The sequence below is a fragment of the Robiginitalea myxolifaciens genome, from assembly GCF_900115205.1.
Lineage (GTDB): Bacteria > Bacteroidota > Bacteroidia > Flavobacteriales > Flavobacteriaceae > Robiginitalea > Robiginitalea myxolifaciens.
Window position 1 is genome coordinate 157,816 of record NZ_FOYQ01000002.1, and the last position, 25,642, is coordinate 183,457.

Consider the following 25,642-nt stretch of genomic DNA (forward strand, 5'->3'; position numbering starts at 1 on the left):
AATGCCGGGAAATGAATCAACAGAAAAAGAAATAATTCTTCATCGGAGCCCAGCCCTGGGTATGAAGGAAATCGCGAATCTCCCGCTGCGCCTCCTCATTGGCCACGCTGATGATACTTTGCGGAGTCTTCGACCCGTTCGATGTTTTTACTTGGGTTTCAGGTGTATCAGGCTTAAGAATCCTTTCATAATGAGATAACTCCACCCCGTAAATCTTCTTACCTATTTTCAAGGGATTATCACAAATCCACTGAAAGGGCTGCCTGTGCTGCTGTAAAATCCGTGCAATCTTCTTTCCTTTAAATCCTGCACCCCAAAGAAATAATTCCCGATTGGGATCCCGATCCAATTCCAGGAAATAGTGCGTTTTGATTTCCAGAAAATAGTTCTGCGCATAATGTTCTGAATTTCGAGAAGTACGCGAATCGTAATCCCGCCAAAGGTGCAGGCATTCAGCGTTAGGAATACAGATAAGTCCTTCCCGATAAAATCGGAAACAGAGGTCGTAGTCTTCCGGATACCTGTTGGGCTCAAAGGCCTCACAAGCCAGTAAATCCTCACGCCAAAGCATCCAGCAGGGGGAGGGGATAACGCATTCCTTGTATATCTCCGAGAAATTTGTCCCCGTTGCCGTTAAGCCATTCAACCATTTTTCATAGCGGGCATAACCGTCGGAAATCCCGCGATCTGAAAAGTACTTCACCTGACCTACAGCCAAATGTCCTTTTCCCGACTGCTGCAAGTCCCGAACCATGGCACCCAGACGATCGGGCATCATGATATCATCCGAATCCATTCGGGTAACCAGCTTGCCCTTGCTTACCGAAAAGGCCGTTCTCAGGGCAGGAATAATCCCTTCGCCATGGGATACCAAATCCTTGACGCGTGGGTCGCGTGCAGCGAACTCCTGGATAATTCCACGACTGCTATCGGCAGAATTATCATTTACGGCGAGGATTTCGAAATTGGAATAGCCCTGTTGTAAAATAGATTCCAGGCACTCGGGCAGGAATTCAGCAGTATTCTTATAGGGGATCAGTATACTAACCAGTGGGGTATCGGTCAAGGCGAGCCTTTTTTGAGCGCTTTAGCTATAGCAGCTTCGGCCAGAGGAGCCATCATTTGATATCCTTTGGGGGTTGGATGTACCTCGTCGGATGCCAGGGTTTTGTCCAGGCCATTTCTATCGTCGGCCATCGCCGAGAAATAATCGAGGTATACAATATCATGTTCCATCGCATACTCCCGGATCATGGCATTGAGCTTGGGAATCTTAACATTGGGCGCCAAGCCTGGTCGCCAGGGATAATCATAGGCGGGAAGTACTGAAGAAAGTACAGGTTCAACGCCATTAGCCCGGGCAATTTCGGCCATGGATTTTAAGTTGTCCAGGATTTGTTGCAAGGTCATAGGACCTGTATTACCCGCGATATCATTGGTACCTGCAAGGATTACGACCACCTTGGGTTGCAGGGCAAGCACATCCTGTCGAAAGCGAAGGAGCATTTGCGGAGTGGTTTGCCCGCTTATTCCACGATTGATATACGGTTTGCCAAAAAAAAACTCCGGCATTCCCTGTAACCACCCGATTGTGATGGAATTACCCATGAAAACCACGCGATCCTCACCGGGTTTAGGGGCCCCTATTTCTGCGTTAGCTGCTGCGAAGGCGCTTAGGTCGGGCCAATCCTGCGCACGTAACGAATTAGGTGCTGAAAACAAAAAAGGAAGCAGTGCCCAGGCAATTCTTTTCAATCCAAACTGAGCCAGATAGGTTGCAGCCATTCTCAATTCTTTTTAGGGGGAGTAATCATGATATGGGCGCGATGTGTTCCCGGGTCCATGAGCCAGGCATGGCCTGGTGGCGTAGGGGTAGTCGGTAACCCTGTTGATTCCCCCGTAGCAAAGGGCATATAAAAGACGTAGCGTACGTAGGGATTTTCGATTTCCCCCGTTTCGGCATTAACTTCCCCGGTAAAAACGCATAAGGTAGATTTATCAGGCATTTTCAGGGCTCCTGATTTAACCTCTTCCTCCCGGGTACTAAAGATTTCTTCAAATCCCTTACCCTGGGCTTTTAGCTCGCGTCCCCGTGCCATAAAGGGCTCCAGATCTTTGTGGTAGGCAGCGGTGGAAAATTTCGGGTTGTTCGGATCGTCGGCCAGAGCAATGTAGGCATTGCTTCCTTCCCGAAGGGTAACAAATTCCCCCTGGGCATTATACCCATAGACTTTAGCGCCATCCCTGTAATCTTCGGGCACCGCCATCAGGGCGGTTTTAATCTGCCATTCGGAATCAGGGATGTTCTGAGCAGCGGCGATCAACGGGAACGCCAGTGCGAGGATTGCGATAATTCGTTTCATAAGTTTAGTATTTAGCACTTTGGCCTTTGGCCTGGGTCCTGAGAATAAAGGCGCGCAGATCGTCATTGGCTTTTTTGAGATCTTCCCGCCTTAAATACATCATATGGCCACTTCTGTAGCCTTTGAATTCAAATCGGTCCTTCATTTTGCCACTGGGATCGACCTGCCACATGGTGTATTTGGCAGCGAAATAAGTAGTGGCTCCGTCGTAGTATCCACTTTGGATCAAAACGTTTAAATATGGATTTTCGGCCATGGCCTGGCGCAAATTATCCCGGACATTATCGTCATCGTCATTCCAGGGACGTACCGGGCCAAACATGTTGTATTTAATGTCTGTTTTAAAGCCCAGTTCCTCCTGTAAATAATAATTGATAGCCGGGGTAAAACTGTGCAGCCAGGAGGTTAGTTCTGCGGAGTAATCCGGACTGGTTCCGGCAAGGGTTTTATCAATGCCCAGATAACGACTGTCCAGACGGCCAATGGTATATCCACTCTTGTCCCGCAAGAGGGCTTTCCAAAAATACCCTGTGGGAACATCCAGGTTGTGGTCGAGGATTTCTTTAGCCGAAAGCCCGGAATAGTAAGACATGCGTTCGGCAATAGCGTTTCGCTTGGAATCGGAAATAAAGCCGCCCTTAGCTATTGCAGGAAGGAGCTCATCTATGGTAAAGGCTTCTGACTCCGGCAGGATTTCCAGTAAGTCCTTCTGTTGTAATTCCGGGGAAAGCGCTTTTTGGTACCAGGCAGCCGCTGTGAAGTATGGAAGGTTGAGGGCGCTGCTCACTGGATCGGCGTCCCGGAAAACCTTATAGTCCGCAGGAGAAACCATAATCACCCCGTTCAGGTACATCCACTGCCGATTCTGTAAGGCCAGGGAAAGTCCCATCACTCGTGTTCCCCCATAGCTTTCGCCAATGATATATTTGGGGGAGCGCCAGCGATTGTGACGCGTCACAAAGGTGTTGAGCCACTCGGAGAGGTATTCCACATCGGCGTTGATTCCAAAGAATTTCTCGCGATCCACTTCTTTACCCATCTCTGGGATAGTTCTGGAATAGCCGGTATTGGCAGGATTTACGTAGACAATATCGGTCACATCCAATACCGAGAAGGGATTCGCGTCTACGCCATAGGGTTGCACCGGATAGCCTTCATCATCGATTCGCAGCACACGGGGTCCGGTATAAGCCAGGTGCATCCAAACAGAGCCTGACCCGGGCCCTCCATTAAACGAAATGAGCAAGGGTCGAGAGCCTCGATCCCGAACACCATTTCGGGTGTAATAGGTATAGTGCAAGGAGGCGATTGGCTCCCCCATTTCGTCCCAAACCGGTTGCGTCCCGGTTTCTGCCGTGTAGTTGATTGCCTGACCGTTTATGGTCACGCTGTGCTGGCTGACAACAGTAGTGTCGATTGGGAGTTTCCGATTCTGTGCCTGAATTCCTGCGGTGGAAAGGGTCAGGAATAAGATGAGTGCTGATTTCAAAAGAGATTTCAGGGAAAAGGAGAGGGGTTGGTTACTGGTTTTCATAGAAGTGTTAATCGATTTACGTTCCATTTAAGGGTTCTCCTAAAATAACACTTTTTAATGGAGCCTTTGGCTTTAGATTCTTGCTTATCTTTAAGATATGGGAGGAATTACACGCAGAAGTTTTAGTAAAAAAGTTAGCCGCGGCGCTGCTTCGATGGCCCTTCTGGGACATCTTCCGCTTTCTTGTTCCGGCAGGATTGCAGGTACGGCGGATCAAAAATTAGGGGTAGCCCTAGTGGGCTTGGGATCGTACAGTACCTACCAACTGGCGCCGGCACTGCAGGATACCGAACACTGTTATCTGGCGGGAATTGTCACCGGAACCCCGGCCAAAGCTAGAACCTGGCAGGCCAAATACAACCTGGATCCCGAGCACTGTTATTCCTATGAAACCTATGATCAGATCGCACAGGACGATGCAATAGCTATTGTCTACGTGGTGCTCCCCAACAGTATGCATGCCGAATTCGCCATTAGGGCGGCTCAGGCAGGCAAGCACGTAATCTGTGAAAAACCTATGGGGATGAACGTAGCCGAATGCGATGCCATAATAGCTGCGTGTCAGGAGGCTGGTGTAAAGCTGGGCATGGGATATCGCCTGCAATCTGAACCCTATACCCAGGAGATTAAAAAATACGTACGCGAGAAGACGTTCGGTGCAGTCCGATTTGTTTCCGCAGATGCTGCCTATATCTCACGGGGGAATCCCAATCAGTGGCGACTGGACCGATCGCTATCCGGTGGGGGTGCTTTGATGAATATGGGGGTGTATTCCATCCAAAGCTGTATTTATTCCTGTGGGATGAATCCCCTTACTGTCTCGGCTCAGGAGTTTTCCACACGACCCGAGTACTTCAGGGATACCGATGAAACCATTACGGCTCAATTTACTTTTCCAAACGGGGTGGTGGGGCAGATGATGACCTCCCATAACGCCTCCGCTAATAGATTGTATGGCTCTTGCGATTCGGGCTGGTTTGAGTTGCAACCGGCCAATAATTACGGACCCTTATCGGGCAGAACGTCTTCGGGTTCCATTTCATTTCCACATGAATCCCAGCAAAAATTGCAAATGGACGATTTTGCCAGCCACATTTTATATGATACACCCAATCGCGCGCCAGGGGAAATGGGCAAACGCGATATGATTATCGTAGAGGCCATTTACCAGTCCATTAAGGAAGGGGGAAGGGAAATAACCCTGAATCTTCCCCAGGAATACGGGATTGTGACAGCGCAATAACTGCAACTATTTGACTTTGTTGGCAAACCCCTCGTATACTCCCAGTCCAAAGAGGGCAAAATCATAGCGCACCGGATCTGAGGGATCCAGTTGCTTGAGTTTTGCGTCGAGTTCAAAAACCGCGCGGGCATCGTTTTGCTTTCGTTTTAATAGGCCCAAGCTACGGGCAACATTACCGCTATGGACATCGAGCGGGCAGGAAAGCTGGCTGGGAGAAATTTGCTTCCACAATCCAAAATCCACCCCTGCATCTGCCGGGCGTACCATCCAGCGTAAATACATGTTCAAACGCTTGGCCGCGGAGCCCCTTATAGGATCTGCGAAGTGTTTCTCGGATCTTTGGGGATGATCCGAGTCAAAAAATATGCTTCGGGCATGGGATATCGCCAAAGCGGCAGGCCCCAGCGGTAGTTTAGGTTCGGAAACAATATTATTTGTATTAAAGCCAGCAGTGAAAAGCGTTTCGAGACCGTTGTGCCGGTTGTAAATCTCCCGTAATGCAAGAACAAAGCAGCTAAGGTCTTCCCCGTTAAAAGTGCGGTGCACAAATCCCTTGAGCCCTTCGATTTCTTTCTCACTCGCTTCCAGGCAAAATCGATAAGGGGAATTATCCATGAGCTCCATCATCGCAGTCGCACTGCGGAGAATACTCTTCCGATTGCCCCAGGCTATTGTTGCGGTGAGTAACCCAGCTATCTCAATATCTTCCTTGAGCTGAAACCGATGGGGAATCTGAATGGGATCCTCCTCAAGGAATTCAGGTCGCTGGTACTGCGTTACTTTCTCGTTGAGGAATTCGCGAAGTTCTTCGAAAGACATGACCATGAACCGGATTAATTGCCAGAAACGATCAGCCCATCTACCATGGTGAGTTTGCGATCGGCCATATCGGCTAATTCCTCGTTATGCGTTACGATAACGAAGGTTTGACCATACTGATCGCGAAGGTCAAAGAAGAGGCGATGTAGTTTGTCGGCGCTAGCCGAATCCAGGTTGCCACTGGGTTCATCGGCGAGGACTACCCCTGGCCGATTCATCAGGGCACGTGCAACGGCAACCCGCTGTTGCTCTCCGCCCGAAAGGGCTCCGGGTTTGTGGGTAGTTCGGTGATCCAATCCTAGGAAAGCCATTAACTCGGCCGCACGGGTTTCTGCTTCCTTTTTGTCCACGTCCTTGATAAATGCTGGAATGCAAACATTTTCCAGGGCAGTAAACTCGGGCAGCAACTGGTGGAACTGAAAGATAAAGCCGATGTGCTCGTTTCGGAATTTTGCCAGCTTTTTTTCGCCCATATTTATGATGGACTGCTCATCGATAACAATTTCCGTATCGTATCCCGGACTTGGGCGATCCAATGTTCCCAATATTTGCAATAAGGTAGTTTTTCCGGCACCGGAAGCCCCGACAATGGATACGATTTCCCCTTTGGAAATATTCAAGTCTACCCCTTTAAGTACTTCGAGTTCCCCGTATTTTTTGTGGATGTTTTTAGCGCGAATCATGCAGGCTTAATTGCGGATGGGAAAGTACGGAAATTTTTAGCATCTTTAAGCAATTACAAATCCCTTAAACCACTATATGTCCCCATTCCGACAACTCGAAGAATACGATATTGAACTCACTCAGGAAATCAAGGAGCGTTATTTGCGTATTCTGGATGAAATCGGGGAGGATGTGGAGCGCGAAGGCCTGGAAAAAACCCCGGAGCGTGCTGCAAAAGCAATGCTTTTCTTGACACAGGGATACCAGCAGGACGCCGTTAAGATTCTTAAGGGGGCAATGTTCAAGGAAGATTACAACGAAATGGTAATCATCAAAGACATTGAGTTGTATTCCCTCTGCGAGCATCACATGCTTCCTTTTTTTGGTAAGGCTCATGTGGCCTACATTCCAAACGGACAAATCGTGGGCTTGAGTAAAATTCCCCGGGTGGTCGATGTCTTTTCCAGGCGGCTTCAGGTGCAGGAACGCCTGACCCATGATATTTTGGAATGCATCAATACCACCTTAAAACCCAAGGGAGTGGCTGTGGTCATAGAAGCAGCCCACATGTGTATGATGATGCGCGGGGTTCAAAAGCAGAATTCCGTGACGACAACCTCAGGTTTCCGGGGACAATTTGAAAAAATCGAAACCCGTAACGAGTTCCTCAAACTCATTAGTTCAGACCTCTCCTGATGGCTTTAGCTCAAGGTAAGTATCGCAAATTGTTGCTGGGCCTGCTCTTCGATGGGATAGGCATGCTGAGCTACCTGATTCCCGGATTGGGTCCGGCCCTGGATTTGATATGGGCCCCGCTTGCTGCATGGCTCATGACCCGCATGTATCCCGGCAGGAGTGGAAAGGCCGGGGCGTTTATTACCTTCGTGGAAGAAGTGCTACCCGGGACGGACATTGTGCCTACATTCACCTTAATGTGGATCTATCAGACCTTTATCCGCAAGGACCGGGGGCTACCCGCCGAGACATAAAAAAACCGCCCGATTCGCATCGGGCGGCTCTTTTAAGCTAATGGTTCTTTACTGAATATCCAGCGTAAAGGACTGGGCAATATCTGTTTCTCCTCCAGCATCACTCAGGGTTCCATCGTTTGGCTTTTTAGGCTCGTGGCGCAGGGTGATGGTGATGGTCGCTGCTCCGGCATCACCGGTAGTCAGTACAAAGGATAATCCAACCGGATTCCCATCATCGTCCTGGTCTGCGTACGTAACACTATTTATGTTACCCGTGGTTGCGAAAAAGAATTGGTGCTCATCGTCTTCCTCCTCAATTTCCTCGGTAATGTTCTCTGCTGGAGATTCGGTTTCATTGAGTAGCGTGATCGCACCTGCATAAGAGGTATTCGCTGCAAGCGGTCCTGAAACTGTGATTACAGGAGCGTCTGGTCCATCTCCGTCCAGATCACGGGATTGGAGGGTAATTGTGGACCCGCCAGTTTCCGCGAGTACCGCTGTTAACGTGGTAATCGTTTCTTCCTCATCAATGGGTGCCGGATCGTCGTCATCACTACAGGACCAAAATCCGAATACTGCGATTAAGGCTAACAGTTTAAGGGTAATCTTACCTGAATTCATCGTTTTTGTGTTATTCGTGTTATACATAGCAATTGATTTATAAAGTGTTGAAATATTAGGTTTTATCATTTTAATAATCGTTAATAATTTATTCGTAAATCGAGCACCCAGTTGCGTCCCGGGCTGTCGGCGAAATAGCGCAATCGATTCAAATAGTCCCTATAGCTCGTGTTCCACAGGTTCTGTACCCGTAGGTTAACGGCCAGGGTTGTTTTGCCTGAAAGTTCAAAATCCAAACCTGCGTTAAAATTCATCAGGTGGTAGGCGGGTGGTGCCGTATTTATTTCCAGTTCCACATCTTGATTTTGTTCTGGTGAGAAAACAATGATATTTTCCGGGGTCTCATTCTGCCGGAAAACATAACGACTCTCCAGGCCAAACCGAAGGTTATTCAGTTCTTCCAATTCTAACTGCACGGCGTTGCGCGTATTGGCCGCCGGAATATTAATCAGCGGGCCGTCCTGATCCAGGTCCCGGCCTTTGACTAAGGAAAACTGGTGCTGCGAACTCAGCATGTCCGTCCACTCGTAATTTATATTCACATCCAGGCCAAGTAAGGCCGCATTGGTTTGCCGGTAATTCCAAACCGGGAAGGCCCCTCTGATGGTAAATTCAACCCCCTCGGGCTCCAACAGGATAAAATCCGAGATATAGTTGTAATAAGGGGTTACTTCGGCACTAAGCTTTTGGCTATTGTAATTTGCCGTAATAGCTCCCTTATACGAGGTCTCTTTATCGATCCTCAGGTCTCCCAATTCAATACGGGCAGCGGAATGGTGCAAACCGTCGCTGAACAATTCGGCAGGATTCGGAGCCCGTTGGGAGGCCGAGAGGTTTACTCCCACCGTCCATTGGGTATCCGGGATCCAACTAAGGCCGGAGGCAACTGAAAACGTAGTATAATCCAAAACAGGATTGGTCAACAATTGCGTGCCCAGATCTTCTACAACGATATCCCCGAAATCCTCCTGATACCCCCGTTCATTCCATCGGCTGGTACGATAGAATTTGCGGGCATCGATGCGGCTGAAATCCAAACGCATACCCCCATCAAATACCCAGAAGGGGGAAAGCTCCCACTCCAGCGCACCAAAGGCACCGGCTTCGTAACGATCGTAATCCGGGATGAGGCGGCGAACCCCGGTATCCGGATTGGCGAAGTTATCCTGATACCGTCCGCTTATCCCAAACTCCAGTTTCCGCCCACTGAACTTGTCAATGGTAAGGAAAGACTGCAGGGTATGGGTTGTAAGCGTTAGGTCAATCGCAGGTCTCCCTATATCCGAGGAGGAACGATTGATATCGAATTCGAACCGGCGATTGCGTTGAAAATCGTATTGGATTTCCCATTTGCCCACACCTTCGATCCGCCGGAAATATTCCGCCTTACCCAGATGGTGGTTTACCTCTTGACGAGGTTCAGCCAGATCATAGGAAAAGGGTTCGATAAACTCAGGCTCCCCTGAATTTATACTTCGAATCAGGTCATCTACGTTGCCGATATGGGAGGATCTCAAAACAGCGATATCCGTATCGAAATAGGAATAATACACATTCCATCCGGAGGTGAAACTGCGTTTACCCACCTCCAGACTCAGACCCAGCTGCTGGGTACCTGTGTTGGTAAGCAGGTAATCCGGAGCCTCGAGATCGCCACTGCGGCGATAGCTGCCTTGCACACTGGCGTACATCCCGGAATCCCAGGTGCGGTTAACTTCAGAACCGATGGTTCCACCGCGCCCATTGGTATTTCCTGTAATCTGGGTGGCTCCCCAAATACTGTCCCGGGCGGGGAATAGGGATCCTTCCATAAGAATTATTCCTCCCACAGCATCGCTTCCGTATCGCAGGGCAGATGAACCTTTCAGAACACGTACGCGATCCGCAGCATTGATATCAACGGTTGGGGCATGTTCTTCTCCCCATTCCATATCCTGCATGCGAACCTCATTGTTCATCACGATCACCCGGGATCCATACAACCCTTGAATTACCGGTTTTACGATGTTTGATCCGGTGTTGATGCTATTAACCCCACTGATTCGCTTTAATGCGTCCCCGAGACTGGCCCCGCTAAACTCGCGCAGGGTTTCGGTATTCAGTACGGCTTCGGCCTGGGATGCCACTTCATTAGGATCGGATTCCCCGGTCACAAGTACTTCCTCCAATTCCTCAATGTGGTGTTCCAGCGAGATTTTGATTTCAGAATCTTCAGAAATCTCAACGACGCGGAAAATTGTACTGCATTCCGGGTGGGAAACTTGTAATTCATAGACACCGGGACACAATCCTTTGAGCGTAAAACTGCCCAGGGGATCGGTCTGTGCATAGAGATCTCGTGCGGTAACCTCGATCACTGCTCCGGATAAGGGAGACTGATCGTGGAAATCCAAAACTTTACCGGAAAGCACGAGGTCGCACTGTTGCGCTGAGACAACATTGGCGCTAAGAAGAACTAAAAGGTGCACCCAGAGGGTTCGCATAATTTTCGAGGAATTGAAAAAATAAAGCAGCGGTGTGTTTTGATCCCTAAGTCAGGATCACACCCAATACAGCCATTTCAAGGGCTAAATAGCATTAGGAAGATACAGGTGGAGCCCGAAGCATTTTTCCACCCGGAAGGTGGAACACATAGGAGTTATCTTGAAGGGGCTCAAGCTTGAAAAAGGCAATCAGTGGTTCGGTTGCCGTAAATTCCAGAAAACTTATCTGAAAAGGGGAGAGGACAAAGTGATCAAAGCTACAGTGAAACTCCCGCTCGTGCAGGTGTGTGGATAAATCGCTTTGGCATTGGGCGTCACAGCTGCTCTCCAGGTGATCTGCAAGGGCGTGATATGCCTTAAAGCCAGAAGGGGCTAACAGGGCAAAAGCAAGGCAACTAACTACTATGGTACGTAACAAGGCCATTGAGATTGCCACAAAGAACGGTAATGCAAGGCGCAAAGAACGTTAATGAAATCTTAATTTGCCCGAAATAGGAAGCCTAACCCCATACGTTGAAGCATTTTTTTTTCAAAGTTCCAAAAGAATCGGAATTGGCCAAAAAGCCACCCAAATGCAACCAAAAGCACCTGATAAATGGGGAAAATCAATAAGATGCGCAGCGTCCAGTACAACCAGCTTCCCCACCATTGCTCCAATTCCCGGAGGCTGTCCAGTCCAATCCAGTCTAAAACCGGGCGGGCTACCCAAACCGAAGAGGAGCCTGTAATTGCAAAAACAATAAGAATGACTATTATCTGCCAGTTAGAATGAATGCCCCAGCGCTCCTTTAATCTTTGCATGCTAAAGAATTAGGGCGCAAAGATAGTCATTAGAGCCGGGGAACCCATGGCCCCAGACGCTGATTGTAGCGCCGCTGAAAGTATATGAAATAATTGTACAGCTTGTAGTTTACCTCATAGCCGTAGTCTTCCTTTGGGTCGTAATCTATAGGCAGCACATAAAGTCGGGAATCGTATTGGGCCGGCAGTAATACCCGATTATTCCAATTTGTCACGAATACCTGATTTCGGTTTTCAAGGAAGGTCTGAGAATAGTATCCTTCCGGTCTGGCAATGGTGATTAGCCAGTTGTAAAAACCAGGTTCAATAATTACGATTTCGTACTCCGATTCCTTATTGGCGATAAGGACACTGTCCAGTTCATTTTCGGCAAAAACAGAGCGCTCCTCCTCACCGATTGCAAGCGGTTGTTTGGCAACACAACCCAGCAATAGTACTACTCCAAAAATTCCAACAACAAACCTTCCCACATTCATAACTTTTTGATTTTAAGTTACAAAAATAGGAGGAAAACCTCGTAAAAGTGAGCTGTGAACAGCCCCGATTAGTAAACGGGGCTTATCGGCTAGGGAACGAACTATTTTCCGAATAAACCACCCAGGAGTCCACCCAGGCCGCCTTGTTTTTTCTTGCTTCCAAGGACCATATCCGCAACATCGTCGAGAACGCTTCCATCTCCGTCGGAATCTATCAGCGAATGAATAAGGCTTTGGTTACCCTGGGGTTGCCCGCCAAGCATACTGCCGAGTAATGCGTTCATTCCACTTCCATCAGAAATGCCACTTTGTGCTTTTTGGCGCCCCAGGAATCCCATGAGGATTGGGGCAGCAATTTTGAGGATCTGCGCAATGGAACCCGGATCCATCCCCGACTTCTGACTGAGTGCGTTTTCTACTGCGGGTTGTCGCCCTCCCAAAACGTGTCCCAGAATTCCAGCACCATCTTGTTTAACGGCATCGTCGACACCACCTCCAAAGAGTCCGCCAAGATCATCCAGAATGCTTCCGTTGTGTTTGTTGCTCAAGGCACTCATCAGGCCTTCTGCGCCTCCGGAAGTGGAGACATTTTTTTTCATGGCTCCCATAAGCACGGGCAATGCCATACTCAGGACATCAGCAGTTTTATCTTCGGCCTGACCAGTTTCCTGAGCCACGCCCTGAATCATTTGGCGCCCCATAGGGCTGTTTAATAAATCGAGTAATCCAGACATTATAGTTAGTGTTTTATAGTGAGGTGGGAAGATACCAAAAATTGGCACATTTCCGAGTACTAAGCGGTTGGGTTACTCCCTTAGTCTAGGACTTTAACAGTGCAATTGTTTTTTCGGCAAGCTCCAGGCCAATTCTGGCCTGTGCCTCTTCGGTTGCAGCACCGATGTGGGGGGAAAGCGAAAGTTTTGGATGCATAAGGAGTTGAACGGCCGGAGCGGGCTCCTGTTCAAAAACATCCAGGGCAGCAAAGTCGAGGATTTCTTCATCCAGGGCATCGAGCAAGGCCGCTTCATCTACCAAACCACCGCGCGCCGTATTGATCAGCACGGCTCCTGGCTTCATGAGTTTAAATTCCTTTGACCCCAAGAGATAACCCGACTGGGCCGGAGTGTGCAGGCTAATGACATCGGCCACGGCAAGGACTTCTTCCAGGGAATGGTGCTGTAGTTCAAACGCGATGGAATGTCCGCCTGCAAACTGAAGTTCCAGCCGTACCTGCTCCTGCTTGGGGTCACAGTAAACCACCTGCATACCTAAAGCCAATGCCCTGCGTGCCACAGCCTGACCAATGAGGCCAAAACCGATAATTCCCAGGGTCCTTCCTTTGAGTTCTTTGCCTTTGGAGTAGGCCTTTTTGAGGGTTTTGAACCGCGATTCCCCTTCGAGGGGCATGTCCCGGTTGGCCTGGTGTAAAAACCGGTATCCTCCCAGCAAATGGGCAAAGACCAAATCAGCTACGGATTCCGAAGATGCTTCCGGGGTATTGATAACCGGTATTCCCTTCTGTTTGGCATAAGCTACATCAATATTGTCCAGCCCAACGCCACCCCGGCCAATCAAGCGCAGATCGGGACAGGCATCCAGCAATTCCTTGCGAACCTTGGTTGCAGAACGAACAAAAAGCACGCGAATACTTTGGTCATTTATAAAGTTGGCCAGTTGCTCCTGAGCTACATTAACAGTAAGTACTTCAAAGCCTGCAGCTTCCAGGGCCTCTTTTCCTGCAGGATCTATCCCGTCGTTGGCAAGTATTCTCATAGGTTCAGTTCCTCAATTCGCGTTTACGATCAGGCGTTGCGTTCCAGATCGCTCATGACGTCTACCAGTACCCCAACACTTTCCAGGCTCAGGGCATTGTACATCGAAGCCCGGTATCCACCAACAGAGCGGTGTCCGTTCAGACCATTAATTCCAGCAGCCCGCCACATGCTATCGAATTTCTCTTTCAGCTCGGGTTTGGTGAGGGTAAAGGTGGCATTCATGGAAGATCGGTCCTCCTTGGCCGCAAATCCTTCGAAGAGCGGATTTAAATCAATTTCCGAATACAGCAGCTTGGCTTTTTTCTCGTTAACTTCTTCGATAGCCCCAATTCCGCCCTGTTCTTTCAGCCACTCCAGATTGAGCATGGAGGTATAAACTGCAAAGACCGGCGGGGTATTGAACATGCTGTCTTTAGAAAGGTGCACGCTGTAATCCAGCATCGATGGAATTTTACGGCTAACTTTTCCCAGTAATTCCCCCTTAACAATGACTACGGTAGTTCCGGCCGGTCCCATATTTTTCTGCGCACCGGCATAGATCAGGTCAAAGGCGTCGTAGGCGAAGTTGCGCGAGAAGATATCCGAGCTCATGTCGGCCACAAGGGGAGCATCCGTTTGCGGAATTGCCTTGAACTGGGTTCCGAAAATAGTGTTGTTCGTGGTCAGGTGGAGGTAATCCAGCCCTTCCGGTATCGTATAGCCTTTCGGGACGGAACGAAAACCGTCGGCCTCAGAGGAGGCCACTTCGGCTACCTTTCCAAACAACCTGGCTTCCTTAATAGCTTTGGTACTCCAGGTACCTGTATTGATGTAACCCGCTTCGTTTTCTAAGAGGTTATAGGCTACGCGAAGAAATTCCATACTGGCGCCACCCTGCATAAAAAGAACTTCATAGCCTTTACCCTTGAGATCCATCAATTCCAGTACCAGACTACGCGCCTTCTCCATGATGGCGACAAACTCAACACTTCTGTGAGAAATTTCGATGAGAGAAAGGCCGGAGCCATCGAGTTCTACCACAGCCTGGGCTGCTTTTTTCATGACTTCAGCTGGCAGGATACAAGGGCCAGCACTAAAATTGTGCATTTTCATCATAGCGGGTTTAAGATGGGCAAAGGTCTGAAATAAGTTTGAAATTCAAAGTTTGGGGAATTAATTTAAGCGTAAATCCAGGAGGAATTTCAGGGTATCTACGCCATCGGCATAATCCGACAGGCCGGGTAGCTGGCTTTGGCCAAAAGGAATCGCATTTGAAGTTGAAGCGCCGTTGATCACGCACTGAATGGAATCAGCCTCACCCTCCAATCGATTTGTAAGGGCGTCCCGATCTGAGTAGGTTTCATAAAACAGCGTCCCAATAGGAGAGCCCATACCTGGGTCTTCTTTAAGCAGGAGGAAACCATTGTCCAGCATTTTAGAACCACTCATTAAATAGACCGCCTTGTTGTAATCGTAGTTATTGGCGTATTTCGGATGGTTTATATAATCCTTAAAGCGGTAAAAAGCCTCAAATAATGAATCAAAATCGTAACCCTCCGGAACATAGATCTTGGAAACACTTCGGCACCCCATCCCGAAATACCGGAAAATGTCCTCTGCGACGCCTTGCAGGTCCGCGCTGGACTCAGCTCCTTCCAGTACTGCCAGGCTGTTGCGATTCTTGCGAATAATATTCGGCTGCTTCCCGAAATAGTAATCGAAATAACGGCTGGTGTTATTACTGCCTGTGGCGATCACTGCATCTTGCCCTTCCAGGGTGCCAGATACGAATTCAATAGTCGAGGCAAACTCAGGATCCCAGCTTATTAGTTTATCTGCCAGGAAGGGGAGGAGCACCTGGTCGTTCGAGGCGCAGCGCACCAGGGCGCGATGTCCACTGCACAATACGCACAACAAATCGTGAAAGCCCACAAGTGGAATATTCCCGGCCAGAACCAGGGCAATGGATTTCTGATCTTCGGGCTTATTCTCGCCAATGGCATATGGGGCAAGCCATGCATTCAGCTTTTCTTCGGTCAATAAGGAAGCCCACGAACCAAACGCATAAAGGAGTTGTTCGCGGGTAAACCAGGGATTCGCGATTTCCGCCCGGTCCATCATTGCGATAAACTCGGGATCTCCTGCTGAATGGGACGCTTCGGCCGTTATCATCGCCACCTGCTCCCGCAAGTAATCGCCAAGTGAGACCAGGGAATTTAAAGGATATTTTAACGCTGACATGATTTGCTATGCTTTGGCTTTGCACTTACCTTTGTGCAAAAATAGCTCATGGCGATCATAATTACAGACGAGTGTATCAATTGTGGGGCTTGTGAACCAGAATGCCCCAATACGGCCATCTATGAAGGTGCCGATGAATGGCGATACAGCGATGGGACCTCTTTGAAAGGCGATGTGGTTTTGCCCAACGGCAACCAGGTTAATGCCGATGAAGTACAGGAGCCCATTAGCGATGAAGTCTATTATATTGCCCCGGACAAGTGTACCGAATGCATGGGCTTCCATGAAGAGCCTCAATGTGCAGCTGTATGCCCGGTCGACTGTTGCGTACCCGATGAAGACCATGTAGAGGACGAAGAAACGCTGCTCGGAAAACAGCGTTTTATGCATCCTGAAGGCTAAGTCTTCAGCGCTTTTTCTTAGTACTTACCTTAAAGTTTTTCATTTCTTCAAGCGGCTCGATGATCTCTGAGTCCTGCCATACCGTGGGTTCGTAGCGATCCAAACGGATCAGGGGGATTTTTTCCGGCTCCGATTCCGGCATGCTACTCAAGGCTCCTGGTGTTGCTGGTTTAACCAGCAGGGCAGCCTTTTCACGGCTCCGCCCTTCCAGTAAGAAATCAAAGCGTACCTTTTTCTTTTTCGGGCTGTTCTCTATGAATTTAAGGTCGCGATGGAGATATACATAACTCCCATATTCTTGCTCCAGGAAGTAAGGCACCAATTGCAGATTCTGATCCCTTTTATAAATGACCGTTCCGCGACTGAGGTCTTCGCTGTATTTGACCCCAAGCAATAATCTCAGATTCATCTTGGAGCCGTGTTTTCCCTTAGCGTAATTCCAATCGGCCTTTAATATGCCATAAGACTGGGATTCTACATAGAGGACTCCAGTGTATTTAGACTTCCTGCGATCGGGTTGGAAGCGGATTGCGTAAACATAGTAGCCATCGAAATAGGTCGCTTCCAGAAAGGTGTATTTATAAGCATCAGGATCCAGGAACCGGCGTATAAACGTCCCCTCTTGAAGGCTGGCCACTTTCATCATCCGGCTTATCTTAGGTTTTAGGTATCCCATGCTAATGCTATCGGCCTCTGCTTCGCTTTCTTCGAATTCCATGGCCGGGGAAATGCTGTCCTCAATTTTGAACATACCAGACTTGACTTTGTAAGTTTGGTCCGGGTCCAGATGGTCCATGATTATTCCTTTCGCACGTTCTTCAATATTATCCATGGAAAAGTCCTGGCTCATGTCGATCAATTCCGTAACCCGGGCCACCTGAATCGCAGTAGTGGTGTCCGAAGTCTTCTTCCAGGATGCTTTAAGGTCCATGTAATTCCGGGGATTGGATTTTACGATATCGGTCCCCAGTTGGCGCAGCCGGGCGTCGGCAGTTCGTAAATCCTTTTTATTCAGATCGGATGCCTTTTCCAGTTCCAGCAGCAATTCGTTGAATTTCATGTGTTCCGATTCCCGGAGAAATACTTCATAGCCCTCATCGCCAGGGGCATAGTTTTTATCCAGATTGGCTACGACATTACGGATAATTTCATCTGCCGAAGGTATGCGTTCGCCAACACGAACCTCATTCAGGTTTATGGCGGCAGGAACCAAGCGCAGCGCTGTCGCATCCTCAGAAAGTTCTGTTTTAGGGATTTCCAGGGTGCGGTATCCCATACAGCTGATTTTCAGTATTTCATCGACGCGTTGCAGCTCTACGGTAAAATAGCCTTCGCCATTGCTAATGGTCCCGGTTTGGGCCCCGGTAACTACCGAAGCGTATGGAACGGGATTTCCTGTTTCCGAATCTTTTAATTGAAGGGTCAGGGATTGGGCTAAAATACAGGGGGAAATAAGGAGGAATAAGAGTGCGAGCCTTATCGATCTCATGGAGTTGGATTTTGATTGATAATTGCGAATATAAAGTGGTAAGACGAGTGAGCCAGTGGTTTGTTACCGAAGGTTTTGTTAAAGGTGGATAACTGCATTAATTCGTCTTATATTTGCCGGCGAATTCAAATGCCTATGAAAGCTGGTATCGTCGGACTGCCCAACGTTGGGAAATCCACCCTTTTTAATTGCCTTTCCAATGCAAAGGCCCAAAGTGCAAACTTCCCGTTCTGCACCATTGAACCCAATATTGGGGTAGTCAACGTCCCCGACCAGCGCCTGGAGAAGCTGGAGTCCCTTGTAAATCCGCAACGGGTAATTCCCGCTACGGTAGAAATCGTCGATATTGCCGGTTTGGTCAAAGGGGCCAGCAAGGGGGAGGGCCTGGGTAACCAATTTCTCGGGAATATCCGGGAAACTGATGCCATCCTGCACGTATTGCGTTGCTTTGATAACGACAACGTGGTTCACGTAGACGGTTCCGTGGATCCCATACGGGATAAGGAGACCATCGACATGGAACTGCAGCTAAAAGATCTGGAATCCGTGGGGAAACGCCTGGACCGGGTTGGGCGTACAGCGCGTACAGGAAATAAGGAAGCCCAGAAAGAAGTTGAGGTATTGCAACAGGTCAAGAATGGCCTGGAAGCCGGATCCTCCGTTCGCGCCTTAGAACTTAAAGAGGACGATTACAAAGAATACATCAAACACTTGCAGCTCATTACGGATAAACCCGTCCTCTACGTCTGCAACGTCGACGAAGGTGCTGCAGTTTCAGGCAATGCTTATGTAGACCAGGTACGCGAGGAGGTTGCCGCAGAGCAGGCCGAGGTACTGGTGCTGGCGGTAGGAACCGAAGCCGATATTGCCGAGTTGGAGAGTTTTGAAGAACGCCAGCTTTTCCTGGAGGATATTGGGTTGGACGAGCCTGGAGCTTCAAAGATGATTCGCGCTGCCTACTCACTCTTGAACCTCCAAACCTACTTTACAGCAGGGGAAAAGGAAGTCCGTGCCTGGACGATCCCTGTGGGAGCTACCGCACCTCAGGCAGCCGGGGTTATCCATACTGATTTTGAGAAAGGCTTTATTCGGGCAGAGGTAATTGCCTATGACGATTACGTCGGATACGGTAGTGAGGCCAAGGTTCGCGAAGCAGGCAAAATGCGGGTGGAAGGAAAGGAGTACATCGTAAAAGATGGCGATGTCATGCACTTCCGATTTAACGTCTAGCAAAGTAATCAACACATACTTTCCCCATTGTTAATTACTTTGGGACCGCCTGATTTTGTTTTGTCTGCCATAATTTTATATTAGCAGGTCAAACCCCTGAACATGGCGGAAACGCAATATACCGAGGACAATATCCGGTCGCTGGACTGGAAGGAGCATATCCGTATGCGTCCCGGGATGTATATCGGAAAACTCGGGGATGGTTCTTCAGCAGACGACGGTATCTATATCCTGCTAAAAGAGGTAATCGATAACTGTATCGACGAATTCGTAATGGGGGCGGGTAAAACCATCGAGATCTCAATACGCGAAGACAAGGTTACTGTCCGCGACTACGGTCGTGGCATTCCGCTGGGCAAGGTGGTCGACGTGGTATCCAAGATGAATACAGGAGGAAAGTACGACACCCGCGCCTTCAAGAAATCCGTAGGGCTCAATGGGGTAGGGACCAAGGCGGTCAATGCACTTTCTTCATATTTCAGGGTCGAATCCAACAGGGACGGGCAGTCGCATGCTGCGGAATTCACGCAAGGGAACCTGGAGCAGGAGGAACATCTGGATGAAACCTCACGCAAGAGAGGCACCAAGGTTAGCTTCACCCCGGACGAAACCATCTTTAAGAAATTCAAGTACCGCAACGAGTATGTGGAGAAGATGCTCCGCAACTATGTGTACCTCAACCCGGGACTTACCATTGTTTTTAATGGCGAGAAATTCCATTCAGAAAACGGGCTAAAGGACCTGTTGGAAGATTACAACAGTCCGGACGACTTACTTTATCCGATAATCCATCTCAAAGGGAATGATATTGAGGTAGCCCTCACGCATTCCAAAACCCAATACAGCGAGGAATACCACTCCTTTGTAAACGGACAGCACACCACGCAGGGGGGTACGCACCAGGCTGCCTTTCGGGAAGCTCTCGTAAAAACACTGCGCGAGTTTTACAACAAGAACTACGATGCCTCGGATATCCGAAAATCAGTGATATCGGCCATCTCCATTAAAGTAATGGAACCGGTCTTTGAAAGCCAGACCAAAACCAAACTGGGTTCCACGGATATGGGCGGGGACTTACCCACAGTGCGCACGTACATCAATGATTTCCTGAAAAGGGAGCTCGATAATTACCTGCACAAAAACCCGGAAACCGCCGAGAAGATCCAAAGAAAGATTGTCCAGGCCGAGAAAGAGCGCAAAGAGCTTTCCGGAATTCGAAAGCTGGCTCGGGAACGTGCCAAGAAGGCCAGCCTGCACAACAAAAAACTACGGGACTGCCGGGTGCATCTGGGCGATATGAAAAACGACCGCCGATTAGAATCGACCCTGTTTATTACCGAGGGGGATTCCGCGTCCGGATCCATAACGAAGTCCCGGGATGTCAACACGCAGGCCGTATTCAGCCTGAGGGGGAAGCCCTTGAATTCCTACGGGATGTCCAAGAAGATCGTGTACGAAAACGAAGAGTTCAACCTCTTGCAGGCAGCCCTGAATATCGAGGAATCCATGGAGGACCTCCGATATAACAACATTGTAATTGCCACAGATGCCGACGTGGATGGTATGCACATTCGCCTGTTGCTCATTACCTTCTTCCTGCAGTTCTTCCCGGAATTGATCAAGGAAGGACACCTCTATATTTTGCAAACCCCGCTCTTTAGGGTTCGCGATAAAAAGCAGACCATTTACTGCTACAGCGAAGAAGAAAAAAGGGATGCAATCGGTGCTTTGAAAGGGAAACCCGAAATCACCCGCTTTAAGGGGTTGGGGGAAATCTCCCCGGACGAATTCAAGCACTTTATTGGCGACGATATCCGCCTGGAACCGGTAATGCTGGACAAGGCCATGTCAATAGAAGAATTACTTAAATTTTATATGGGGAAAAATACCCCGGACCGACAGGAATTCATAATCGAAAACCTCAAGGTAGAAGTAGATCTGGTCGAAGAAAATCAAGTATAAAGCCCTGAGCCTGCGGAGCGCATGGAAGAGAACGAAAAGGAGCTAAATCCCGAACAACATCCCGAAAGCGAAGGTGAGGAACAGACCCATGAAGGGGAAGTCCAAAACCAGGAAAGCGAGGCTTTGACCCGGGTAACCGGTATGTACAAAGACTGGTTCCTGGACTATGCATCCTATGTTATCCTGGAGCGGGCGGTTCCTGCCATTGAAGATGGTTTCAAGCCCGTGCAGCGCCGGATCATGCATTCCCTCAAGGAAATGGATGACGGCCGGTACAACAAGGTGGCCAACGTTGTCGGGAATACCATGCAATACCACCCCCATGGCGATGCGAGTATTGCCGATGCCATGGTACAAATAGGGCAGAAGGACCTCCTGATAGATACTCAGGGAAACTGGGGGAATATCCTGACTGGCGATGGGGCGGCTGCTTCGCGGTATATCGAAGCACGCCTATCTAAGTTTGCCCTGGAAGTTGTCTTCAGCCCGAAAATTACGGAGTGGCAGCTCAGTTATGACGGCCGAAAAAAGGAGCCGGTAAACCTTCCTGTAAAATTTCCACTGCTTTTGGCCCAGGGTGCTGAAGGTATTGCCGTGGGGCTTTCCACCAAAATAATGCCGCACAATTTTAAGGAGCTTATCGATGCCTCGGTAAAACATCTCAAAGGCAAGCGATTTACCTTGTACCCTGACTTTCCTACCGGCGGGATTATCGATATCGGGAATTACAACGATGGCATGCGCGGGGGTAAAATCCGGGTGCGCGCCCGTATTTCGCAACGCGATAAGAATACGCTGGTTATCAATGAAATTCCTTTTGGCAGCAATACCTCAAGCCTCATTGATTCCATCCTCAAAGCCAATGATAAAGGCAAAATCAAAATCAAGCGAATCGAGGACAATACGGCGGCCGAGGTAGAAATCCTCATCCACCTTCCTTCCGGAATTTCCCCGGATAAAACTATTGATGCGCTGTACGCCTTTACTTCCTGCGAGTCGTCTATTTCGCCTCTGGCATGTATTATCGAAGATAACAAGCCAGTGTTTATGGGCGTCAGCGAGATGCTCCGCCGATCTACAGACCATACTGTGGAAATGCTCAAAGCCGAATTGGAAATCCGATTGGGCGAATTAGAAGATCAATGGCATTTTGCTTCCCTCGAGCGAATCTTTATCGAAAATCGAATCTACAGGGATATCGAGGAGGAGGAAACCTGGGAAGGAGTCCTCTCTGCAATTGACAAAGGGCTGAAACCCCATATCAAGAACCTGAAACGCCCGGTAGTAGAAGCCGACATTACCAGGCTTACCGAGATTCGAATCAAGCGAATCTCCCGTTTTGACCTGGATAAGGCGCAGCAGCATCTGGATAATCTGGAAAAAGATATCGCGGAAACCCAGCATAACCTCGACAACCTTACCGATTTTGCCATCGCCTATTTCCAGGATCTCAAAAAGAAATACGGCCAGGGACGGGAGCGAAAATCCGAGATTCGGGTATTCGACGAAATCGAGGCCACCAAGGTTGTAATCCGAAACACCAAGCTTTATGTAAACCGTGAGGAAGGTTTTGTGGGAACCTCCCTGCGCCGCGACGAATACGTTACCGATTGCAGCGATATTGACGATATCATCGTTTTCACCGAAGAGGGTCAAATGATGGTCACCAAAGTGGATACCAAGACGTTTATCGGTAAGAATATCATTCACGTAGCGGTGTTTAAGAAAAAGGATAAGCGCACCACCTACAACATGATCTATCGCGATGGGCGGGGAGGAGCGAGCTATGTTAAGCGCTTCAACGTCACCTCGGTGACCCGGGATCGTTCCTACGATCTTACCAACGGTAAAGCCGCTTCCAAGGTCCTTTATTTCAGTGCAAACCCCAATGGGGAGGCGGAGGTTGTAACCATTAACCTGCGTAAAGCCGGCAGTGTCAAAAAATTAAAGTGGGACCTCGACTTTGCCGACGTGCTTATCAAAGGACGGAATGCCAAGGGTAATGTCGTGACCAAATACTCCATTAAGCGCGTAGAACTCAAAGAGAAAGGGCTCTCTACCCTGAAGCCTCGTAAAATTTGGTTCGACGAAACGGTACAACGACTCAATGTAGACGGGAGGGGAGAATTACTCGGGGAATTCACCTCTGAGGATCGCTTGCTGATCGTAAACCAAAAGGGAGTGGTGAAAACCGTAATCCCGGAGCTTACCATGCACTTTGATCCGGAAATGATCGTATTGGAAAAGTGGAATCCGAAAAAGCCTTTGTCTGCGATTTATTGGGAAGGCGCCCGGGAACTCTTTTATGTCAAGCGATTTTTGATTGAACAGCCGGATAAGGAGGAAAATATCCTGACTGACCACCCCAAATCGTATCTCGAAAAAATCTTTACGGATTACCGGCCCGTTGCTGAGGTAGTCTACGCCAAAGCGCGGGGGCAAGAGCGCAAACCTAACTGGGAAATAGATCTGGAAGAATTTATTGCAGTAAAGGGGATTGCTGCTATGGGGAATCAGCTTACCAAGGATAAAGTTCTGGAAATCAACGCGCTGGACCCATTGCCTTATGAAGAACCAGATCCGCCAAAGGCCGAAGACATGGAAGTTGTAGACGAAGAAGATGTTCCGGCCAGCGCTTCAAGAGAAAAGGATACGAAGACTCCGAATTCCGATACGAAACCCGGCGAAGAGCAACAAGGCTCCTTATTTTAAGAATAATGAGTCCGTCTACAGCTTTGGGTATTGTAAAAAAGATCGTTTCATACCCGCAAACTGCCTTTTTTTTAGTATCATCGGGACCGCAACCTAATCCCAAAACTTAAAAATAAGAATGGATTTATCCGATCCGCTGGTATACGGCGTTCCCTGTTTCATTGCCTTTATCATTTTAGAGCTTACCTACAGCAAAGTCAATGGAGACCATCATATTTATCACTGGAAGGATTTATTTGCCAGTGGATTCATGGGCGTAGGCTCAGCCATCCTTGGGTCGCTTCTGAAGGTTGTTTTTTCCATAGCCCTTTTCACTGCGGTCTATGAGCTCTGTAATCCTGAAAACGCCGCAGGCATTAGGGAAAACCTGTTGGGATATGAATCCTTTGGTTATGCCTGGTACGTTTGGTTGCTGTGCATGCTAGGCGATGATTTCACCTATTACTGGTTTCACCGGGCCAATCACGAGATCCGCATCCTCTGGGCAGCACACATCGTGCACCACTCTTCCGACAATTTCAATTTGGGTACAGCTATTCGAAATGGATGGTTTACCCTGATTTATAAGCCTTTATTCTACATGTGGATGCCAGCCCTTGGCTTCCCGCCAGAAATGGTGTTGGTTTGTCTGGGAATAGAGGCCTTGTGGCAATTTCAATTGCATTCCACCTATGTTCCCAAGCTGGGAATTTTCGAGCGATTCATCAATACGCATACCATGCATCAGGTGCACCATGCCCGAAATATCGAGTACATGGATAAGAATCACGGGGGAATCCTCAATATTTTTGACCGCCTTTTCGGGACATGGAAACCGCTTAATGATGAAATCGATATCGAATACGGAGTAACCCATCCGCCGAACTCCTATAATCCCATGGTTATCCTAACCCATGAGTTCAGCGATATCTGGAAGGATGTCAAAAGCGCAAAGAAGTTTTCGCACGCCCTGATGTACATTTTCGGACCTCCTGGCTGGAGTCCCGACGGCAGCACCCTCAGTGTTAGGCAGCAACAGCGTTTGCTGCGCAAAGGCATGGAAATAAAGGCGCCTGTGCAGGCTTCTTAACTATCAGCGGTCTCTTCCTCCGGAGTTTTATTTTTCACCCTGCGTAAATCCAGGAATTCTACCATTAGCGAAAAGGCAATCGCAAAGTAGAGGTATCCTTTAGGTATCGCTCCGATTTCATTGTCGAATACCACCAGGTGGGAGAGGTGGGCGGCTTCCGCGATAAGCATAAATCCGATTAGGATAAGGAAGGAAAGCCCCAGGATTTGGATAGAGGGGTGCCGGTTGACAAAATTCCCAACCGGGTTCGCAAACAGCATCATAATAATTACCGAAATCACCACGGCAACAATCATCAGGATCAGTGCATCGTTGGGATTGGGGGAAATTCCGTTGGTCATCCCAATTGCGGTTAGTATGGAATCAAAGGAGAAAACAATATTAATCACCGTAATCTGAAGGATTGCATTGGTCATGGTCGAGGATCGCGCTTTACGCACCTCGCGTTCGTCATGGCCCCGGTCTTCTACCTTTTCATGGATTTCCTTGGTAGCCTTAAACAGGAGGAATAATCCACCGAAGAACAAAATCAGTGCTTGTCCGCTGATAGCTCCGTGAAGCCAGGGCTCATCGAAAACATGTAATGGTTTTTTCAGGGCAGTAAGCCAGGTGATTCCAAATAATAAAAGGATTCGCATGGCCATGGCCAGTACCAAACCAATATTGGTAGCCCTTTTTCGCTGAGAAGGTTCCAGCTTGCCAGCGGCAATGGTGATAAAGATAATGTTGTCGATCCCCAGGATTATTTCCAGGAACGTAAGGGTTAACAGGGCGAACCAGGCATCAGGGCTGGCAAAAATTTCGAACAT

Annotated in this window: 25 protein-coding genes; 8 read left to right on the top strand and 17 right to left on the bottom strand. The window is 48.7% G+C overall.

The genetic code is table 11. The features are described from left to right. Positions 1 to 16 precede the first annotated feature (16 nt). Genes BM318_RS08795 through BM318_RS08810 form a run of 4 tightly spaced genes read right to left on the bottom strand, consistent with a single transcriptional unit; the run spans position 17 to position 3,897 of the window. Positions 17 to 1,066: a glycosyltransferase family 2 protein gene (locus BM318_RS08795; protein WP_245759792.1), complete on the bottom strand. Its 1,050-nt coding sequence runs from the start codon at positions 1,064 to 1,066 to the stop codon at positions 17 to 19. Further along, positions 1,063 to 1,785 carry an SGNH/GDSL hydrolase family protein gene (locus BM318_RS08800; RefSeq protein ID WP_092982257.1) on the bottom strand — a complete coding sequence of 241 codons (723 nt, stop codon included), beginning with the start codon at positions 1,783 to 1,785 and terminating at the stop codon, positions 1,063 to 1,065. Before BM318_RS08800 ends, BM318_RS08795 begins: the two co-directional genes overlap by 4 nt. Positions 1,786 to 1,787: 2 nt before the next feature. Then, positions 1,788 to 2,363 (bottom strand): hypothetical protein, encoded by a 576-nt coding sequence (locus BM318_RS08805; RefSeq protein ID WP_092983458.1) that lies wholly within the window; start codon positions 2,361 to 2,363, stop codon positions 1,788 to 1,790. 4 nt (positions 2,364 to 2,367) lie between these two features. Then, positions 2,368 to 3,897 carry a S10 family peptidase gene (locus BM318_RS08810; protein ID WP_092983456.1) on the bottom strand — a complete coding sequence of 510 codons (1,530 nt, stop codon included), beginning with the start codon at positions 3,895 to 3,897 and terminating at the stop codon, positions 2,368 to 2,370. Between the two features lie 97 nt (positions 3,898 to 3,994). Here BM318_RS08810 and BM318_RS08815 point away from each other — a divergent pair, with 97 nt between their 5' ends. Further along, positions 3,995 to 5,140: a Gfo/Idh/MocA family protein gene (locus BM318_RS08815; protein WP_092982258.1), complete on the top strand. Its 1,146-nt coding sequence runs from the start codon at positions 3,995 to 3,997 to the stop codon at positions 5,138 to 5,140. A gap of 6 nt (positions 5,141 to 5,146) precedes the next feature. Here the strand turns inward: BM318_RS08815 and BM318_RS08820 are convergent, their stop codons facing one another. Together BM318_RS08820 and BM318_RS08825 are read right to left on the bottom strand one after the other, a co-directional pair. Further along, the gene (locus BM318_RS08820) at positions 5,147 to 5,959 is read right to left on the bottom strand and encodes a TIGR02757 family protein (protein ID WP_092982259.1); all 813 of its coding nucleotides are present in this window, start codon (positions 5,957 to 5,959) and stop codon (positions 5,147 to 5,149) included. 14 nt (positions 5,960 to 5,973) lie between these two features. Next, positions 5,974 to 6,642, bottom strand: a complete 669-nt coding sequence (locus BM318_RS08825; protein ID WP_092982260.1) for an ABC transporter ATP-binding protein — start codon at positions 6,640 to 6,642, stop codon at positions 5,974 to 5,976. Positions 6,643 to 6,718: 76 nt separating this feature from the next. Between BM318_RS08825 and folE the strand changes: the two genes are divergently transcribed. Beyond that, positions 6,719 to 7,318, top strand: a complete 600-nt coding sequence (folE, locus tag BM318_RS08830) for a GTP cyclohydrolase I FolE (protein WP_092982261.1) — start codon at positions 6,719 to 6,721, stop codon at positions 7,316 to 7,318. Next, on the top strand, positions 7,318 to 7,611 hold the full coding sequence (locus BM318_RS08835; RefSeq protein ID WP_092982262.1) for a hypothetical protein: 294 nt from the start codon (positions 7,318 to 7,320) through the stop codon (positions 7,609 to 7,611). The genes folE and BM318_RS08835 overlap by 1 nt, the downstream gene beginning before the upstream one ends. A 48-nt stretch (positions 7,612 to 7,659) precedes the next feature. Here the strand turns inward: BM318_RS08835 and BM318_RS08840 are convergent, their stop codons facing one another. The 9 genes from BM318_RS08840 to BM318_RS08880 form a co-directional block, all read right to left on the bottom strand. Continuing rightward, positions 7,660 to 8,241, bottom strand: a complete 582-nt coding sequence (locus BM318_RS08840; protein ID WP_245759793.1) for a type 1 periplasmic binding fold superfamily protein — start codon at positions 8,239 to 8,241, stop codon at positions 7,660 to 7,662. Positions 8,242 to 8,294: 53 nt separating this feature from the next. Continuing rightward, the gene (locus tag BM318_RS08845; protein ID WP_092982263.1) at positions 8,295 to 10,697 is read right to left on the bottom strand and encodes a TonB-dependent receptor; all 2,403 of its coding nucleotides are present in this window, start codon (positions 10,695 to 10,697) and stop codon (positions 8,295 to 8,297) included. Positions 10,698 to 10,791: 94 nt separating this feature from the next. Continuing rightward, the gene (locus BM318_RS08850; protein ID WP_143099949.1) at positions 10,792 to 11,115 is read right to left on the bottom strand and encodes a hypothetical protein; all 324 of its coding nucleotides are present in this window, start codon (positions 11,113 to 11,115) and stop codon (positions 10,792 to 10,794) included. 59 nt (positions 11,116 to 11,174) lie between these two features. Next, a complete protein-coding gene (locus BM318_RS08855) occupies positions 11,175 to 11,498 on the bottom strand; it encodes a DUF6787 family protein (protein ID WP_092982265.1) in 324 nt (107 codons plus the stop codon). 29 nt (positions 11,499 to 11,527) lie between these two features. Further along, a complete protein-coding gene (locus BM318_RS08860) occupies positions 11,528 to 11,974 on the bottom strand; it encodes a DUF6146 family protein (protein ID WP_092982266.1) in 447 nt (148 codons plus the stop codon). A 101-nt stretch (positions 11,975 to 12,075) separates the two neighbouring features. Beyond that, on the bottom strand, positions 12,076 to 12,708 hold the full coding sequence (locus tag BM318_RS08865; RefSeq protein ID WP_092982267.1) for a DUF937 domain-containing protein: 633 nt from the start codon (positions 12,706 to 12,708) through the stop codon (positions 12,076 to 12,078). An 85-nt stretch (positions 12,709 to 12,793) separates the two neighbouring features. Further along, positions 12,794 to 13,747 (bottom strand): D-2-hydroxyacid dehydrogenase, encoded by a 954-nt coding sequence (locus BM318_RS08870; RefSeq protein ID WP_092982268.1) that lies wholly within the window; start codon positions 13,745 to 13,747, stop codon positions 12,794 to 12,796. A gap of 29 nt (positions 13,748 to 13,776) precedes the next feature. Then, the gene (gene serC / locus BM318_RS08875; protein WP_092983462.1) at positions 13,777 to 14,841 is read right to left on the bottom strand and encodes a 3-phosphoserine/phosphohydroxythreonine transaminase; all 1,065 of its coding nucleotides are present in this window, start codon (positions 14,839 to 14,841) and stop codon (positions 13,777 to 13,779) included. Between the two features lie 60 nt (positions 14,842 to 14,901). After that, positions 14,902 to 15,969 carry an acyl-CoA reductase gene (locus BM318_RS08880; RefSeq protein ID WP_092982269.1) on the bottom strand — a complete coding sequence of 356 codons (1,068 nt, stop codon included), beginning with the start codon at positions 15,967 to 15,969 and terminating at the stop codon, positions 14,902 to 14,904. A gap of 48 nt (positions 15,970 to 16,017) precedes the next feature. Between BM318_RS08880 and BM318_RS08885 the strand changes: the two genes are divergently transcribed. Next, a complete protein-coding gene (locus BM318_RS08885; protein WP_092982270.1) occupies positions 16,018 to 16,371 on the top strand; it encodes a 4Fe-4S dicluster domain-containing protein in 354 nt (117 codons plus the stop codon). Between the two features lie 4 nt (positions 16,372 to 16,375). On the opposite strand, the gene BM318_RS08890 is transcribed toward BM318_RS08885, so the two are convergent. Beyond that, entirely contained in the window at positions 16,376 to 17,860 is a 1,485-nt protein-coding gene (locus BM318_RS08890; protein WP_092982271.1) for a carboxypeptidase-like regulatory domain-containing protein, read from the bottom strand. 135 nt (positions 17,861 to 17,995) lie between these two features. Between BM318_RS08890 and ychF the strand changes: the two genes are divergently transcribed. The 4 genes from ychF to BM318_RS08910 all read left to right on the top strand — a co-directional run bounded on the left by ychF (position 17,996) and on the right by BM318_RS08910 (position 24,833). After that, positions 17,996 to 19,090 carry a redox-regulated ATPase YchF gene (gene ychF, locus BM318_RS08895; protein ID WP_092982272.1) on the top strand — a complete coding sequence of 365 codons (1,095 nt, stop codon included), beginning with the start codon at positions 17,996 to 17,998 and terminating at the stop codon, positions 19,088 to 19,090. A gap of 102 nt (positions 19,091 to 19,192) precedes the next feature. After that, on the top strand, positions 19,193 to 21,052 hold the full coding sequence (locus BM318_RS08900) for a DNA topoisomerase IV subunit B (RefSeq protein ID WP_092982273.1): 1,860 nt from the start codon (positions 19,193 to 19,195) through the stop codon (positions 21,050 to 21,052). Between the two features lie 21 nt (positions 21,053 to 21,073). Continuing rightward, a complete protein-coding gene (locus BM318_RS08905; protein ID WP_092982274.1) occupies positions 21,074 to 23,764 on the top strand; it encodes a DNA gyrase/topoisomerase IV subunit A in 2,691 nt (896 codons plus the stop codon). A 118-nt stretch (positions 23,765 to 23,882) separates the two neighbouring features. After that, complete coding sequence (locus tag BM318_RS08910; RefSeq protein WP_092982275.1) at positions 23,883 to 24,833, top strand: sterol desaturase family protein; 951 nt, start codon at positions 23,883 to 23,885, stop codon at positions 24,831 to 24,833. Here the strand turns inward: BM318_RS08910 and BM318_RS08915 are convergent. After that, entirely contained in the window at positions 24,830 to 25,642 is an 813-nt protein-coding gene (locus BM318_RS08915; RefSeq protein ID WP_092982276.1) for a TerC family protein, read from the bottom strand. The genes BM318_RS08910 and BM318_RS08915 overlap by 4 nt on opposite strands.

What these genes read in the sequence shown, in the direction of transcription:
- BM318_RS08800 (WP_092982257.1), bottom strand. Translation starts at nt 1,785, where the DNA reads ATGGCTGCAACCTATCTGGCTCAGTTTGGATTGAAAAGAATTGCCTGG.
- BM318_RS08805 (WP_092983458.1), bottom strand. Translation starts at nt 2,363, where the DNA reads ATGAAACGAATTATCGCAATCCTCGCACTGGCGTTCCCGTTGATCGCC.
- BM318_RS08810 (WP_092983456.1), bottom strand. Translation starts at nt 3,897, where the DNA reads ATGAAAACCAGTAACCAACCCCTCTCCTTTTCCCTGAAATCTCTTTTG.
- BM318_RS08815 (WP_092982258.1), top strand. Translation starts at nt 3,995, where the DNA reads ATGGGAGGAATTACACGCAGAAGTTTTAGTAAAAAAGTTAGCCGCGGC.
- BM318_RS08820 (WP_092982259.1), bottom strand. Translation starts at nt 5,959, where the DNA reads ATGTCTTTCGAAGAACTTCGCGAATTCCTCAACGAGAAAGTAACGCAG.
- BM318_RS08825 (WP_092982260.1), bottom strand. Translation starts at nt 6,642, where the DNA reads ATGATTCGCGCTAAAAACATCCACAAAAAATACGGGGAACTCGAAGTA.
- folE (WP_092982261.1), top strand. Translation starts at nt 6,719, where the DNA reads ATGTCCCCATTCCGACAACTCGAAGAATACGATATTGAACTCACTCAG.
- BM318_RS08835 (WP_092982262.1), top strand. Translation starts at nt 7,318, where the DNA reads ATGGCTTTAGCTCAAGGTAAGTATCGCAAATTGTTGCTGGGCCTGCTC.
- BM318_RS08840 (WP_245759793.1), bottom strand. Translation starts at nt 8,241, where the DNA reads ATGTATAACACGAATAACACAAAAACGATGAATTCAGGTAAGATTACC.
- BM318_RS08845 (WP_092982263.1), bottom strand. Translation starts at nt 10,697, where the DNA reads ATGCGAACCCTCTGGGTGCACCTTTTAGTTCTTCTTAGCGCCAATGTT.
- BM318_RS08855 (WP_092982265.1), bottom strand. Translation starts at nt 11,498, where the DNA reads ATGCAAAGATTAAAGGAGCGCTGGGGCATTCATTCTAACTGGCAGATA.
- BM318_RS08860 (WP_092982266.1), bottom strand. Translation starts at nt 11,974, where the DNA reads ATGAATGTGGGAAGGTTTGTTGTTGGAATTTTTGGAGTAGTACTATTG.
- BM318_RS08865 (WP_092982267.1), bottom strand. Translation starts at nt 12,708, where the DNA reads ATGTCTGGATTACTCGATTTATTAAACAGCCCTATGGGGCGCCAAATG.
- BM318_RS08870 (WP_092982268.1), bottom strand. Translation starts at nt 13,747, where the DNA reads ATGAGAATACTTGCCAACGACGGGATAGATCCTGCAGGAAAAGAGGCC.
- serC (WP_092983462.1), bottom strand. Translation starts at nt 14,841, where the DNA reads ATGAAAATGCACAATTTTAGTGCTGGCCCTTGTATCCTGCCAGCTGAA.
- BM318_RS08880 (WP_092982269.1), bottom strand. Translation starts at nt 15,969, where the DNA reads ATGTCAGCGTTAAAATATCCTTTAAATTCCCTGGTCTCACTTGGCGAT.
- BM318_RS08885 (WP_092982270.1), top strand. Translation starts at nt 16,018, where the DNA reads ATGGCGATCATAATTACAGACGAGTGTATCAATTGTGGGGCTTGTGAA.
- BM318_RS08890 (WP_092982271.1), bottom strand. Translation starts at nt 17,860, where the DNA reads ATGAGATCGATAAGGCTCGCACTCTTATTCCTCCTTATTTCCCCCTGT.
- ychF (WP_092982272.1), top strand. Translation starts at nt 17,996, where the DNA reads ATGAAAGCTGGTATCGTCGGACTGCCCAACGTTGGGAAATCCACCCTT.
- BM318_RS08900 (WP_092982273.1), top strand. Translation starts at nt 19,193, where the DNA reads ATGGCGGAAACGCAATATACCGAGGACAATATCCGGTCGCTGGACTGG.
- BM318_RS08905 (WP_092982274.1), top strand. Translation starts at nt 21,074, where the DNA reads ATGGAAGAGAACGAAAAGGAGCTAAATCCCGAACAACATCCCGAAAGC.
- BM318_RS08910 (WP_092982275.1), top strand. Translation starts at nt 23,883, where the DNA reads ATGGATTTATCCGATCCGCTGGTATACGGCGTTCCCTGTTTCATTGCC.
- BM318_RS08915 (WP_092982276.1), bottom strand. Translation starts at nt 25,642, where the DNA reads ATGTTCGAAATTTTTGCCAGCCCTGATGCCTGGTTCGCCCTGTTAACC.